The organism is Geodermatophilus sp. YIM 151500 (assembly GCF_025716945.1).
In the GTDB taxonomy this organism is placed as follows: domain Bacteria; phylum Actinomycetota; class Actinomycetes; order Mycobacteriales; family Geodermatophilaceae; genus YIM-151500.
The window spans coordinates 56,445-70,233 of sequence record NZ_JAOVZT010000011.1 but is presented as its reverse complement, the minus strand read 5'-3'; the positions used below and the strand labels follow the sequence as shown (position 1 = coordinate 70,233).

Genomic DNA, 13,789 nt, shown 5'->3' with positions numbered 1-13,789 from the left:
CACTAGGTTCGTCGCATGGCCGACCTCTTCGACGGCTACCCGCTGGGCGAGCACTGGGACGAGATGTTCGGTGGTGCCGGCATGCCGCGGGCCGCCTACGCCGGGCTCTTCGCCGCCCTGCAGCCGATGGCCGGCGAGGAGCTGGCGGCGCGGGCCGACCTGCTCAGCCAGACCTACCGGGACGCGGGGGTCACCTTCGCGCACGCCGGCGAGGAGCAGCCCTTCCCGCTCGACATCGTGCCGCGGGTCATCGGTGCCGAGGAGTGGGCGGTCGTCGAGCGGGGCGTGACCCAGCGGGTCCTCGCGCTGGAGGCGTTCCTGGCCGACGTCTACGGCGCCGGCCAGGCGTTCGCCGACCGGGTCGTCCCGCGCAGCGTGATCACCACGAGCGCGCACTTCCACCGCCAGGCGCACGGGCTGGTGCCGCCCAACGGGGTGCGCATCCACGTGGCCGGCGTCGACCTGGTGCGCGACGAGGCCGGCGACTTCCGCGTGCTCGAGGACAACCTCCGCTCGCCGTCCGGGGTCAGCTACGTCATCACCAACCGGGCGGCGATGAGCCAGGTGCTGCCCGAGCTGTTCGCCGACCACCGCATCCAACCGGTGGCCGACTACCCGAGCCGGCTGCTCGCCGCGCTCAAGGCCTCCGCGCCGGCGAACGTGCCCGACCCGACGGTCGTCGTGCTCACCCCCGGCGTCTACAACTCCGCCTACTTCGAGCACGCGCTGCTGGCCCGCCAGATGGGCGTCGAGCTGGTCGAGGGCCGCGACCTGGTGTGCGCGGGGAACCAGGTGAGCATGCGGACGACGGACGGTCAGCGCCGCGTCGACGTCATCTACCGCCGCATCGACGACGAGTTCCTCGACCCGGTGCACTTCCGGCCCGACTCGGTGATCGGCTGCGCCGGCGTGCTGAACGCCGCGCGGGCCGGCCGGGTGACGATCGCCAACGCGGTCGGCAACGGCGTCGCCGACGACAAGCTGCTCTACACGTGGGTGCCCGACCTGATCCGCTACTACCTCGGCGAGGAGCCGGTGCTCGCCAACGCCGACACCCACCGGCTCGACGACGAGGACACCGTCCGCTGGGTGCTCGACTCCCTCGACCAGCTGGTGCTCAAGCCGGTCGACGGCTCCGGCGGCAAGGGCATCGTCATCGGCCCGCGCGCCGACGAGCGCACGCTGGCCGACCTGGCCGTCAAGGTGCGCGCCCGGCCGCGGGACTGGATCGCGCAGCGGCCGATCGGGCTGTCGACGTCCCCGACCCTGGTCGGCGGGCGCATCGCGCCGCGCCACGTCGACCTGCGCCCGTTCGCCGTCAACGACGGGTCCGACGTCTGGGTGCTGCCCGGCGGTCTCACCCGCGTGGCGCTCCCCGAGGGCGAGCTCGTGGTCAACTCCAGCCAGGGCGGCGGCTCGAAGGACACCTGGGTCTTCAGCCCGCCGCGGCAGGTACCCGAGGTGGAGGAGCCGGACCTGACCCGCATCGAGTTCACCGCCGCCGATCTGCCCGACGGGCCGCCGGCCCAGGACCCCGGCCCGCTGAACGACACCGTCGTCGGCCAGAGCCAGCAACAGCAACAGCAGCTGAAGGACCCCTCCCCTCTCAGCGCTCGCACGCTCGCGCCGAGCCTCTGGGAGGGGCCTGCCGCTGATGGCGACGGTCGGCCCCGTCGCGGTGGTCGGTCGTGCTGAGCCGGATCGCCGAGTCGCTGTTCTGGATCGGCCGCTACGTGGAGCGGGCCGACGACACCGCCCGCATCCTCGACGTGCACACCCAGCGGCTGGTCGAGGACCCGTGGATCGACGAGCGCCGCGCCTGCCACAACCTGCTCGCTCTGATGGGCGCGCACGGGTCGGCCGGGGCGGAGGGGCGGGAGCCGGGCGAGGCGGACGCCGACACCGAGCGCGTGCTCGACACCCTGGCCTTCGACCGCGACAGCCCCAGCTCGATCGTCGGCGCCCTCTCGGCGGCGCGCGAGAACGCCCGCGGCGCCCGCGAGGTGCTCAGCGCCGAGATCTGGGAGTCGCTCAACGTCACCCACAACGCGCTGCCGCAGCAGCGGACGATGGCCCGCCGGTACGGGCCGCACTCGCTGTTCCGGTTCGTCCGCGAGCGGTCGGCGATGGTGTTCGGCCTGGCCGACGCGACGATGAGCCGCGACGAGAGCTGGCTGTTCCTGATCCTGGGCCGCTCGCTGGAGCGGGTGGACATGACCTCGCGGATCATCTCCACGCGCATCCTGGGCGGTGACGCGGCGCCGTCCTGGACCCTCGTGCTGCGCTCGACCGGCGCCTACGAGCCCTACCTGCGCACCTACCGGGGCGTGGTCAACTCCAACCGGGCCGCGGAGTTCCTGCTGCTGGACCGGCTGTTCCCGCGCTCGGTGTTCGCCGCGCTGGTGCAGGCCGAGGCCTGCTTGTCGGAGCTGGAACGCACGACCGTGCGCGACGCCGCCCGCATCGGCGTGGCCGACGAGGCCCACCGGGTCGTGGGCCGGGCCCGCACGATGCTGGAGTTCATGAGCACGCCGGAGCTGCTGGCCCAGCTGCCCACCCGGCTCGAGATGCTGCAGCGCGCCTGCTCGGCGGCCAGCGCCGCGATCACCCACCGCTTCTTCACCGAGCAGGCGCCACAGGTCTGGGTGCCGGAGGAGGCCGGATGACCGCGCAGGTGCAGGGCTCGTCGGCGGCGCCGGGCCGCACGGCGGGCCACCGCTGGCGGCTGCAGATCGTGCACCGCACCCAGTTCTCCTACAGCGGCCCGGTGCGCTCGTCCTACAACGAGGCCCGGCTCACCCCGGAGAACAGCGGACGGCAGACGGTGTTCCGGTCCCGGGTCGAGATCGAGCCGGCCGCGACCGCCTTCGCCTACCGCGACTACTGGGGGTCGACGGTCACCGCCTTCGACCTGCAGACGCCGCACGCCGAGCTGGTGGTCACCGGGACGTCGATCGTCGAGGCCGGCCCGGACCTCAGCGCCTCCGAGCGGGTCGGCTGGGAGGTGCTGCGCTCGGCCGAGGTGCGCGACCGGTTCGGTGAGCTGCTGGCGCCCACGGCGCTGACCGCGATGGACGACGAGGTGGTGGCCGAGGTCCGGCGCGCGGTGGACACCGCCGAGCCGCACGAGGCCGGCCCGGTCGTCTGCCGCCTCGTGCGCGAGCGGATGGAATACCTGTCCGGCTCGACGAACGTGAAGACCGACGCCATGCAGGCGTGGCGCTCGGGCAAGGGTGTGTGCCAGGACATCTCGCACGTCACGGTCGGACTGCTGCGCGCCCTCGGGCTGCCCGCGCGCTACGTCTCCGGGTACCTGCACCCCAGGCCGGACGCCGGCATCGGCCAGGGCGTCACCGGGGAGAGCCACGCCTGGGTGGAGTGGTGGGACGGCGGCTGGACCGGCTACGACCCGACGAACTCCGTCGAGATCGGCACCCGCCACGTGACGCTGGGCCGGGGCCGCGACTACGGCGACGTGCCGCCGTTCAAGGGCCTGTTCTCGGGGCCGCGCAGCGAGGGCCACGTGGTCACCGTGGAGGTCACCCGGCTGGCCTGAGAAAGGACCACCCTTCCCCCCACGCCTCGCACGCTCGGCGCGGGCCCCTGAAGGGTGGCCGTTCCAGCCCGTCACCGGCTCGGCGCGGGCCCCTGAAGGGTGGCCGTTCCAGCCCGTCACCGGCTCGGCGCGGGCCCCGGAAGGGTGGCCGTTCCAGCCCGTCACCGGCTCGGCGCGGGCCCCGGAAGGGTGGCCGTTCCAGCCTGTCACCGGCTCGGCGCGGGCCCCGGAAGGGTGGCCGTTCCAGCCCGTCACGCGCTCGGCGCGGCGGGGATACTGGGCGGCGATGAGCGCGCCCCTCAACCTGGTCAACCTCGAGCGGGTGCACAAGGCGCACGGCACGACCGTGCTGCTCGACGACGTCTCGCTCGGCGTCGCGGCCGGCGAACGGATCGGCGTCGTCGGCCGCAACGGCGGCGGCAAGACCACGCTGCTCGAGGTGCTCACCGGCCGCGAGGAGCCCGACGCCGGCCGGGTCACCCGTCGGTCCGACCTGGCGCTGGGGGTGCTGGAGCAGGCCGGCGACCTCCCGCCCGGGACGACGGTGCGCGACGTCGTGCTCCCGCCGCAGCTGTTCGCCGCCGAGCACGAGTGGGCGGCCGACGCCGGCGTCCGCAGCGTGCTCGCCGGCCTGGAGCTCGACCGGCTCGGGCTGGACGCACCCGTCGACGCGATGTCCGGCGGCGAGCGGCGCCGGGTCGCGCTGGCCGCCCAGCTGGTGCGCCCGCTGGACCTGCTCGTGCTCGACGAGCCGACCAACCACCTCGACGTCGAGGGCGTCGCCTGGCTGGCGGACTACGTCACGACCCGGGTCGGTGCGCTCGTCGTCGTCACCCACGACCGGTGGTTCCTCGACGAGGTGTGCAGCCGGACCTGGGAGGTCGCCGACGGGAAGGTGCACGCCTACGAGGGCGGCTACGCGGCCTACACGCTGGCCCGCGCCGAGCGCGCGCGGATCGCGGCGGCCACCGAGGAGCGGCGGCAGAACCTCGTCCGCAAGGAGCTCGCGTGGCTGCGCCGCGGGCCGCCGGCGCGCACCAGCAAACCGCGGTTCCGCATCGAGGCCGCGCAGGCGCTGATCGCCGACGAGCCGCCGCCGCGGGACTCACTCGCGCTGGCCGGCTTCGCCGCCCGGCGGCTCGGCCGGACGGTCTACGACGTCGAGGACGTCGACCTCGCCGTCCCCGCGGACGGCGGCCGGCGCGTCCTCCTCCGCGACCTCACCTGGCGGGTCGGCCCGGGCGACCGCGTCGGCGTCGTCGGGGTCAACGGCGCGGGCAAGACCACGTTGCTGCGGCTGCTGGTCGGTGAGATCGAACCCGACCGGGGCCGGGTCGTCCGCGGGCAGACGGTGTCGGCCGCCTACCTGTCGCAGCACGTCACCGAGCTGCCGCCGCGGCTGCGGGTGCTCGAGGCGGTGCAGGAGGTCGCGCGGATCGCCCGCATCGGCAACCAGGAGATCTCGGCGTCCTCGCTCGCGGAGCGCTTCGGCTTCCCCGCCGCGCGGCAGTGGACGCCGGTCGGCGACCTCTCCGGCGGGGAACGCCGGCGGCTGCAGCTGCTCCGCCTGCTGATGGCCGAGCCCAACGTGCTGGTCCTCGACGAGCCGACCAACGACCTCGACATCGACACCCTCACCGCGTTGGAGGACCTGCTCGACGGGTTCCCCGGCACGGTGCTGGTGGTCAGCCACGACCGGTACTTCGTCGACCGGGTGTGCGACTCGGTGATCGCGCTGATGGGCGACGGCACTGTGGCCGCGCTGCCGGGCGGCGTCGAGCAGTACCTGGCCCTGCGGGCGGCCGGGCAGGCCGCGCTGGCCGGCCCGGACCGGCCGGCGGCGGGGTCGCCGGCCGGCGGGCCCGCCGGAACGGTCCCGTCCGGGCGGACGGCGGGGGAGGTGCGGGCGGCGCGCAAGGAGGCCGCCCGTCTGGAGCGGCGGCTGGAGAAGCTGGCCGCCGAGGAGGAACGCCTGCACGCCGCGCTCGCGGCCGCCGCCACCGACTACGCGCGGGTGGCCCAGCTCGACGCCGAGCTCACGGCGGTGCTGACGGAGAAGGACCGGGTCGAGACCGACTGGCTGGCCGCCGCCGAAGTCGCCGAGGGCTGACCGACCCGCCGGCAGCCGTCAGCCGGCCGGGACCGGTGGGTCGGCCGGGACGTCGGTCCGGGCCGGCTCCCCGCGCGACCGCAGCACGGGCACCGCCGCCGCGGCCAGTGCCAGGACGAGCAGCGCGCCGGTGCCGAGGGTGACCCAGCCGGGGCGGACCAGCGGTTCGGCCCGCACCGCCTGCCACAGCACGAGCAGGACCAGGCCGAGCCAGCCGATCCCGGCGATGCGGACGAGCGCGCGCCGCTGCGCGTCGGACCAGTGGGTGGCGCGGTCGACCAGGAAGCCCAGCAGGGGCAGCGCCTGCAGCGAGTGCAGGCCGATGAAGTGGCCGACGCGGAGATCGCCGGCGGTGGTGCTCCAGCCGACCACGGGCAGCCCCGGCCCGCCGTCCGGAGCGCCGACCGTGTGGGCGCCCCCGGCGGTGTTCGGCGGGTTGCCCGTGCTCGCGAGCAGCCACTCGTTGACGGGGTCGATCATCAGCATCCCGCCGATCATCGCGACGGCGGCCACGCCCAGCCCCCAGTGCAGGCCGGTGGCCAGGCCGGCGCCCGCGATCCGCTCGCGGAGCAGCACCAACGCGAGGACCACCGTCGCCAGCCAGACGAACACGATGGCCATGCCCATGACGCTGAAGAGCAGGCCGTCGAGCGGGGTGTCCTCGTTGAAGTGGCTGGTCGTCCCGCGCGCGGCCTGCCCCGCGATGATCACGAGTTCGATCGCGAGGGCGGCCCCGGCGAGTCCACCGACGACGGCCGCCGTGCGCCGGTGCACCCGGACCAGTCGCACCATCCAGGCCACCGTCGCCGCGTAGACCGAGATCGAGACGGCGAACTTCCACAGCTTGAGCCACCGGTCGGCGCCGGTGATCCGCTGGTCGTCGACCAGGGCGAGCACGGTGAACGCCAGCGCGGCCACCGCGGTAGCCACAGCCAGCGTGACCAGCAGCCGGTGCCAGCGCGGGGGAGGAGTGGCTGCCGCGGCCGGTGGCCCGCCGGGGACGGGGTCGGTCCGGCCGGCGGCCGCCAGCTCGCCCAGGAGAGCGCGCACGCGAGGACCGCGGGGAGTGCTGGTTCCGTGCATGGGCGCACCCGTCGTCGAGCCGGTGGGGCAACCAGCGTGACGGCCTGCGGAACCGCGGACAAGGTCCGCCGGGGCGCCGGCGTGTCCGACGGGGCCGGTGGGCAGCCGGGGGCCTTGCCCGGTTTCCGATCTTGGCTGCGGCGGTACTGCACGCCCCGGGGACGTCGGCGGCCGCAGCCCGGCCATCGGTCGTGTCCCGACCGCCGTGTCCGCAGACCGTCCCCGGGAGCCCCGTGATCGTCCTGCTGCTGCTGCACCTCGGGGCGGCGCTGGTCGCGCCGGCGCTCGCGCGGTGGTGGGGGCGGCAGGTCTTCCTCCCGCTCGCGCTGGTGCCTGCGGCCGGGTTCGCGTGGTCGATGACCCGGCTGCCCACCGTGCTCGACGGCGGCGAGGTCCGCGAGACGGTGCCCTGGGTGCCCACGCTCGACCTGGCGGTCGTGCTGCGGCTGGACGCGCTGGGGCTCACCTTCGCCGCGCTGGTCACCGGCGTCGGTGCGCTGGTGCTGCTGTACTGCGCCCGCTACGTCGAGGCCGGTGACCCGGGGACCGGTCGCTTCGCCGCGCAGATGACGGCCTTCGCCGGGTCGATGCTGGGCCTGGTCCTCGCCGACGACGTCTACCTGCTGTACGTCTTCTGGGAGCTGACCACCGTCTTCTCCTTCCTGCTCATCGGCGGGTCGGGGGCGCGGGTGGCCGGCCGGCGGGCGGCCGGCCAGGCGCTGGTGCTCACCACGGCCGGCGGGCTGGCGATGCTGGCCGGGCTGGTCGTGCTCGCCCGGACGAGCGGCAGCACCCTGCTGTCGGAGATCGTCTCCGATCCGGGCGAGGGCCGGCTGGTCGTCGTCGGCACCCTGCTGGTGCTGGTGGGGGCGCTGACCAAGTCGGCGATGGTGCCCTTCCACTTCTGGCTGCCGGCCGCCATGCAGGCACCCACCCCGGTGAGCGCCTACCTGCACGCCGCGGCGATGGTGAAGGCCGGTGTCTACCTCGTCGCCCGGCTGGCCCCCGGCCTGGCCGACGTGCCCGGCTGGCGGCCGACCGTGCTGGGCCTGGGCCTGCTCACCATGCTGGTCGGCGGCTACCGCGCGCTGCGCCAGAACGACCTCAAGCTGCTGCTCGCCTTCGGCACGGTCAGCCAGCTCGGGTTCCTGATGGTGCTCGTCGGGGGCGGCGGGGCGGAGCTCGGCAAGGCGGGCCTGGCGATGGTGCTCGCGCACGGGCTGTTCAAGTCGACGCTGTTCCTCTCCGTCGGCGTCGTCGACCACGCCGCCGGCACCCGCGACCTGCGCCGGCTGTCCGGGCTGGGCCGGCGGCTGCCGGTGCTCGCGGGCGCGGCCGTGCTCGCCGCCGCCTCGATGGCGGGACTGCCCCCGCTGCTCGGCTTCGTCGGCAAGGAGGCGGCCTTCACCGCGCTGCTGGAGGGTGGCGTGCCCGACCGCGCCGCCGCCCTCGCGGTCCTCGCCGGCCTGGTGCTCGGCTCGGTGCTCACGGTCGCCTACACGGTGCGCTTCGTGTGGGGCGCCTTCGCCCGCACGCCGGAGCCGCCGGACCTGCCCGAGCAGGCGCCCGCGGAGCTCGAGCACCGGCCCGGCCCGCTGTTCCTGGCCGCCCCCACCGTGCTCGCCCTCGTCGGGCTGGCAGCCGGCCCGCTGTCCCCGCTGCTCGACCCGCTGCTGGCGCGCTACGCCGAGGAGCTGCCCCTCTACGCCCCGGAGACCGAGAAGCTCGCCCTGTGGCACGGGCTGCAACCGGCCCTGGCACTCTCCGCGGTCACCCTCCTCGGCGGCGCCGCGCTGTTCGCCGTCCGGGGTCGCGTCTCCCGCGCGCAGCGCCGGCTCAAGTCCCCGCTGTCGGCCAACGCCGGCTACTGGAACCTCCTGCAGGCGCTCGACCGCCTCGCCGTCCTGGTCACCGGCACCACCCAGCGCGGCTCGCTGCCCGCCTACCTCGGCACCATCCTGGCCACCGTGCTGGCCATCCCCGGGGTGGTCCTGGTGACCCGCGTCGAGTGGCCCGGGCAGTGGCGGGCCTGGGACTCGCCGATCCAGGCGGTCGTCGCGGTGGCGGTGCTGGCGGCCGCGGCGACCGCGGTCCGGCTGCGGCAACGGCTGGCCGCCGCGCTCGTCGTCGGCATCACCGGCTACGGGCTGGCGGTCCTGTTCGTCCTGCAGGGGGCCCCGGACCTGGCGCTGACCCAGTTCCTCATCGAGAGCATCACGCTGGTCGCCTTCGTCCTGGTGCTGCGGAAGCTGCCGCTGTCGATCGTGGAGCGGCACAACCGCATCGAGAAGGTCGGCCGGACGGTCGTGGCCGTGGGGGCCGGGCTGTTCATGGGCCTGGCCAGCGCCGCGGCCCTGTCCGCGCGCACCGCCGCCCCGGTCTCCGAGGAGTACCCAGCCCTGGCCTACGAGGTCGGCGAGGGCGAGAACGTCGTCAACGTGACCCTGGTCGACATCCGCGCCTGGGACACCTTCGGCGAGATCTCGGTGCTGGTCGTCGCGGCGACGGGGGTGGCCAGCCTGGTCTTCCTGCGGCGCCGCACCGGCGCGCTGGCCCGCGCGCGGGGGGCGGCCGGCGGCGATGCCGTCCGCGCCCGCCGGGCACCACGCGGTCGCTGGCTGTCCGCGGGCGGCACCCTGCAGCCGCAGCGCCGCTCGGTGGTGCTCGAGGTGGTCACCCGCCTGCTGTTCCACACCGTCGTCGTCTTCTCCGTCTTCCTCCTCTTCTCCGGGCACAACTCCCCGGGCGGCGGGTTCGCCGGCGGCCTGGTCGCCGGGCTGGCGCTCGTGCTGCGCTACTTCGCCGGTGGCCGGTACGAGCTCGCCGAGGCCGCGCCGGTCGACCCCGGCGTGCTGCTCGGCCTCGGCCTGCTCCTCGCCGGCGGCACCGGCGCGGTCGGGCTGGCGCTGGGCGGCCAGGTGCTGGAGACGGCGGTGTTCGAGGCCACCGTGCCCGTGCTGGGCGACGTGAAGCTGGTGACCGCGCTGTTCTTCGACATCGGCGTGTACCTGGTCGTCGTCGGCCTCGTGCTCGACGTGCTGCGCAGCCTCGGCGCGGAGCTCGACCGCCAGGAGGAGGAGAACGACCCGATCGAGGCCGCTCCCGACGAGGTGATCCTGCGATGACCCCCACCGTCGTGCTGCCGGTCGTCATCGGCGGCCTGTACGCCGCCGGGGCGTACCTGCTGCTCGACCGCAGCCTGACCCGGGTGCTGCTGGGCTTCCTGCTGCTGGGCAACGCCACCAACGTGCTGGTGCTGTCGGCCGGCGGGCCGGCCGGGCTGGCGCCGATCGTCGGCTACGCCGAGCCGGAGGAGATGGGCGACCCGCTGCCGCAGGCGCTGGTGCTCACCGCCATCGTGATCACCTTCGGCGTCTCGGCCTTCGTGCTCGCCGTGATCCACCGCTCCTGGCGTCTGGTGCGCCAGGAGGTCATCGCCGTCGACGAGGAGGACCGCCGCGTCGCCGACCGGTCGAAGGCCCGCGCCGACGCGCTCGACCCCGACGACATCGACCCCGGCGACCTGCCGGTGGAGGACAGCGTGCTCGGCGCGGAGGACCGCCCGCCCGACCTCGGCCCGCCCACCGGCAGCGACGTCGAGGGGCGGCTCGCGCGCGACCACGCCGGTTCCGCCTCCGACGACATCGGCCTGCCGGCCGCCCGGCGGAGGCGGCGGTGATCCGCGTCGTCGCCCCGCTGCCGGTGCTGCTGCCGCTGCTCGGCGCCGCCGCCTCGCTGGTGCTCGGCCGGTACCCGCGGGCCCAGCGGCTGCTCAGCCTGGCCGTGCTCGGCGCGGTGCTGGCCGTCTCGGTCACGCTCCTGCTGCTCGCCGACGCCGACGGGGCGGTCGCCGTGGCCGCGGGTGGCTGGCCGGTGCCGCAGGCGATCATGCTGGTGGTCGACCGGCTGTCCGCGCTGATGCTGGTGGTCGCGACGACGGTGGCACTCGGCGTGCTCGTGTTCGCCGTCGGCCAGGGCGTCACCGACACCGCCGCGCAGGCCCCGGTGTCGATCTTCCACCCGACCTTCCTGGTGCTGGTCGCCGGCGTCGGCTTCGCCTTCCTCGCCGGGGACCTGTTCAACCTCTACGTCGGCTTCGAGGTGCTGCTGACCGCCAGCTACGTGCTGCTGACCCTCGGCGGGTCGGCCCGCCGGATCCGCGGCGGCATCACCTACGTCGTGGTGAGCCTGCTCGGCTCGCTGCTGTTCCTCGCCGCGATCGGGCTGGTCTACGCCGCGACCGGCACGGTCAACATGGCGCAGCTCTCCTTCCGCCTCGCCGAGCTCGACGACGGCACCCGGACGATGCTCAACTGCCTGCTGCTCACCGCGTTCGGCATCAAGGCCGCCGTCTTCCCGCTGTCGGCGTGGCTGCCCGACAGCTACCCCACCGCTCCGGCGCCGGTGACCGCCGTCTTCGCCGGGCTGCTCACCAAGGTCGGCGTCTACGCGATCATCCGCACGCAGACGCTGCTGTTCCCCGGCGCGGGGCTGGTCGACGACCTGCTCCTGCTGGGCGCGCTGGCCACCATGCTCGTGGGCATCCTCGGCGCGGTGGCCCAGGTCGACCTGCGCCGGCTGCTCTCGTTCACGCTGGTGAGCCACATCGGGTACATGGTGTTCGGCGTGGCGCTGAGCACGGTCGCCGGTCTGGCCGGGGCCATCTTCTACGTCGTCCACCACATCACGATCCAGACGTCGCTGTTCCTCGTCGCCGGCCTGGTCGAGCGGAAGGGCGGGTCGACGTCGGTCAACCGGCTCGGTGGCCTCGCGGCGGCCTCGCCGGTGCTGGCCACGCTTTTCCTGGTGCCCGCGCTCAACCTGGCCGGCATCCCGCCGCTGTCGGGGTTCCTCGGCAAGCTGGGGCTCCTGCAGGCCGGCGTCGAGGCGGGTGGGGTGCTGCCGGCGCTGCTCGTCGCCGGCAGCGTGGTGACCAGCCTGCTCACGCTGCTGGCCGTCTCGCGCGTCTGGACCCGCGCCTTCTGGCGCCCGCCGGCGCAGGAACCCGAGGCCGACACCGCCGACGCATCGGCGGCCCAGGAGGCCGAGGCCGCGCGGGACGCCGCCGGGTCGGAGGACACCGGTGGGTCCGACGGCGACCGCCCGCCCGTTCCCGCACCACTGCGCGACGAGGAACTCGAGCAGGCCGCCCGGACCGGTGCCGACGGCGGCGACGCGGACGACGCGGAGGACGCGGAGGACGCGGAGGACGCCCCGGACGCCGGCGTCGCGGACGGCATCGTCCCGGACGGCATCGACCCGGACGGCGGCGGGGACAGCCGCGCTCCGACGGGCAGGGCGGTCGGCGCCGCCAGGGCCGGCCGCCGGGGTGCCGGCGTCCTGGCCCGGGCCGGCGTCGCCCGGCGCTACCCGGAGTTGCGGGCCGCGTTGGCGCGCCAGGCCGAGGCCGCGAGCGCGGTCGCCGTCCGCGAGGACGACGAGGCCGACGAGCTGCGGCCCGACCAGCGGAGGCCGCTGCCGCCGGTGCTCGTGGCCACGACCGGCGCCCTGGTCGCCGTGACCGTCGCCCTGACCGGGCTCGCGGGGCCGCTCTACGCGCTCACCGACCGCGCCGCCGGCGACCTGCTCGAACGGGTGCCTTACCGGGAGGCCGTGTACGGCGAGGGCCCGGCCGACTCCGCGGAGGGGGTGCCGTGAGCGAGCGGATCCGGAGGTTGGTGCACGAGCTGCCGGTGCTGGGCTACCTGGTGGTCGTGTGGGTGCTGCTGTGGGGCACCTGGTCGTGGGCGAACCTGCTCGCCGGCGCCGCCGTGGCGCTGGTGGTCACCCATGCCCTGCCGCTGCCGCAGGTGGAGCAGCACGCGCGATTCCGGCCCTGGGCCGTGCTCCGGCTGACCGTCGTCTTCCTCGGCGAGCTGGCCCGCTCCAGCGCCGAGGTGGCGTGGGAGGCGGTGCGGCCCGGCGGTGGGCGGTCGACGGCGCTGATCGTCGTCCAGCTGCGCACCGACTCCGACCTGCTGCTCAGCCTCGTCGTCGAGGCGCTGACCCTGACGCCGGGCTCGATCGTCCTGGACCTGGACCGGGAGGACCGGATCATCGCCGTGCACATGCTGCCCGTCCGGAACCACGACGACCTCGAACGCCGCCGCCGCGGCGTGCTGCAGTTCGAGGATCGGATCGTGCGCGCCTTCGGGCGGGCCGACGACATCGCCGCCCTCGACCGGCTGCCCGACCCGGCCGGGATCGGCCGGCCGCCCGACGCCACCGGGGGCGCCGACGCGATCGACGAGCAGCGGGGGGGCCGCCGGTGACCGCCGTCTCCGTCGTCGCCTATGTGCTGCTGACCGCTGCGGTGCTGCTGGCGCTGGTCCGGCTGGTGCGCGGGCCCTCGCTGCTGGACCGCGTGGTCGCGGCCGACACGATCCTCGCCGTCGTCGCCGCGGCGCTGGTCGTGGTGGCCGCGCTGGAGCGCAACACGGTCATCGTGCCCGTCGTGGTGGTGGTGAGCCTGCTCGGCTTCCTCGGTGCCGTCGGCGTCGCCCGGTACGTGGGCGGCATGCTGATCCGGTCGACCACGGGTGACGGTGTCGACGTCGGGCTGCCCGAGCCGGCCGAGGAGCGGGGGGTGCCGCGGTGAGCGGCCTGCTCGACGCCGTCGCGGCGGTCCTGCTGCTGCTCGGCGCGCTGCTCTGCCTCACCGCCGGGCTCGGCCTGGTGCGCTTCCACGACGTGCTGTCCCGGATGCACGCCGGCACCAAGCCGCAGGTGATGGGCGTGCTGCTGATCCTGGCCGGCGCGGCGATCCGGCTGCGGGGCTCGTCGGTGGTGTGGATGCTCCTGCTGGTCGCGGTCTTCCAACTGCTCACCGCGCCGCTCGCCGCCCACCTGGTCAGCCGGATCGCCTACCGCCGCCGGCACGTCCGGCGCGACCTGCTGCTGGTCGCGGAGATCGGCTTCGAGGGCTTCGGGCAGCCGCTGCCCGCGGACGCCCCGCAGGGCGACGAGCCGGCCGAGGCGGTGACCGACACGTCGGCCCCGTCCGGAGGCTCGTCCCGAGCCCGCGAGGGGTGAGAGGGACG

General features: G+C 75.1%; 11 protein-coding genes. 10 read left to right on the top strand and 1 reads right to left on the bottom strand.

The genetic code is table 11. The features are described from left to right. The first annotated feature begins 15 nt into the window (after positions 1-15). The 4 genes from OF117_RS17055 to OF117_RS17040 all read left to right on the top strand — a co-directional run bounded on the left by OF117_RS17055 (position 16) and on the right by OF117_RS17040 (position 5,666). Positions 16-1,695, top strand: coding sequence for a circularly permuted type 2 ATP-grasp protein (locus OF117_RS17055; protein WP_263554044.1), 1,680 nt, complete (start codon positions 16-18; stop codon positions 1,693-1,695). Next, on the top strand, positions 1,689-2,666 hold the full coding sequence (locus OF117_RS17050) for an alpha-E domain-containing protein (RefSeq protein WP_263554043.1): 978 nt from the start codon (positions 1,689-1,691) through the stop codon (positions 2,664-2,666). Before OF117_RS17055 ends, OF117_RS17050 begins: the two co-directional genes overlap by 7 nt. Beyond that, positions 2,663-3,556 carry a transglutaminase family protein gene (locus OF117_RS17045; protein ID WP_263554042.1) on the top strand — a complete coding sequence of 298 codons (894 nt, stop codon included), beginning with the start codon at positions 2,663-2,665 and terminating at the stop codon, positions 3,554-3,556. The genes OF117_RS17050 and OF117_RS17045 overlap by 4 nt, the downstream gene beginning before the upstream one ends. Positions 3,557-3,842: 286 nt before the next feature. Continuing rightward, on the top strand, positions 3,843-5,666 hold the full coding sequence (locus OF117_RS17040; protein WP_263554041.1) for an ABC-F family ATP-binding cassette domain-containing protein: 1,824 nt from the start codon (positions 3,843-3,845) through the stop codon (positions 5,664-5,666). 18 nt (positions 5,667-5,684) lie between these two features. Here the strand turns inward: OF117_RS17040 and OF117_RS17035 are convergent, their stop codons facing one another. Next, a complete protein-coding gene (locus OF117_RS17035; protein ID WP_263554040.1) occupies positions 5,685-6,716 on the bottom strand; it encodes a hypothetical protein in 1,032 nt (343 codons plus the stop codon). A 266-nt stretch (positions 6,717-6,982) separates the two neighbouring features. On the opposite strand from OF117_RS17035, the gene OF117_RS17030 reads away from it, so the two are divergent. Genes OF117_RS17030 through mnhG form a run of 6 tightly spaced genes read left to right on the top strand, consistent with a single transcriptional unit; the run spans position 6,983 to position 13,781 of the window. Further along, positions 6,983-9,874, top strand: a complete 2,892-nt coding sequence (locus OF117_RS17030; protein WP_263554039.1) for a Na+/H+ antiporter subunit A — start codon at positions 6,983-6,985, stop codon at positions 9,872-9,874. Beyond that, a complete protein-coding gene (locus OF117_RS17025) occupies positions 9,871-10,428 on the top strand; it encodes a Na(+)/H(+) antiporter subunit C (protein ID WP_263554038.1) in 558 nt (185 codons plus the stop codon). The genes OF117_RS17030 and OF117_RS17025 overlap by 4 nt, the downstream gene beginning before the upstream one ends. Beyond that, on the top strand, positions 10,425-12,407 hold the full coding sequence (locus tag OF117_RS17020) for a Na+/H+ antiporter subunit D (protein ID WP_263554037.1): 1,983 nt from the start codon (positions 10,425-10,427) through the stop codon (positions 12,405-12,407). The genes OF117_RS17025 and OF117_RS17020 overlap by 4 nt, the downstream gene beginning before the upstream one ends. Next, positions 12,404-13,021, top strand: a complete 618-nt coding sequence (locus tag OF117_RS17015) for a Na+/H+ antiporter subunit E (protein WP_263554036.1) — start codon at positions 12,404-12,406, stop codon at positions 13,019-13,021. Before OF117_RS17020 ends, OF117_RS17015 begins: the two co-directional genes overlap by 4 nt. Next, positions 13,018-13,347, top strand: coding sequence for a monovalent cation/H+ antiporter complex subunit F (locus OF117_RS17010; protein ID WP_263554035.1), 330 nt, complete (start codon positions 13,018-13,020; stop codon positions 13,345-13,347). The genes OF117_RS17015 and OF117_RS17010 overlap by 4 nt, the downstream gene beginning before the upstream one ends. Next, positions 13,344-13,781 carry a monovalent cation/H(+) antiporter subunit G gene (gene mnhG / locus OF117_RS17005; protein WP_263554034.1) on the top strand — a complete coding sequence of 146 codons (438 nt, stop codon included), beginning with the start codon at positions 13,344-13,346 and terminating at the stop codon, positions 13,779-13,781. The genes OF117_RS17010 and mnhG overlap by 4 nt, the downstream gene beginning before the upstream one ends. Positions 13,782-13,789: the final 8 nt, after the last annotated feature.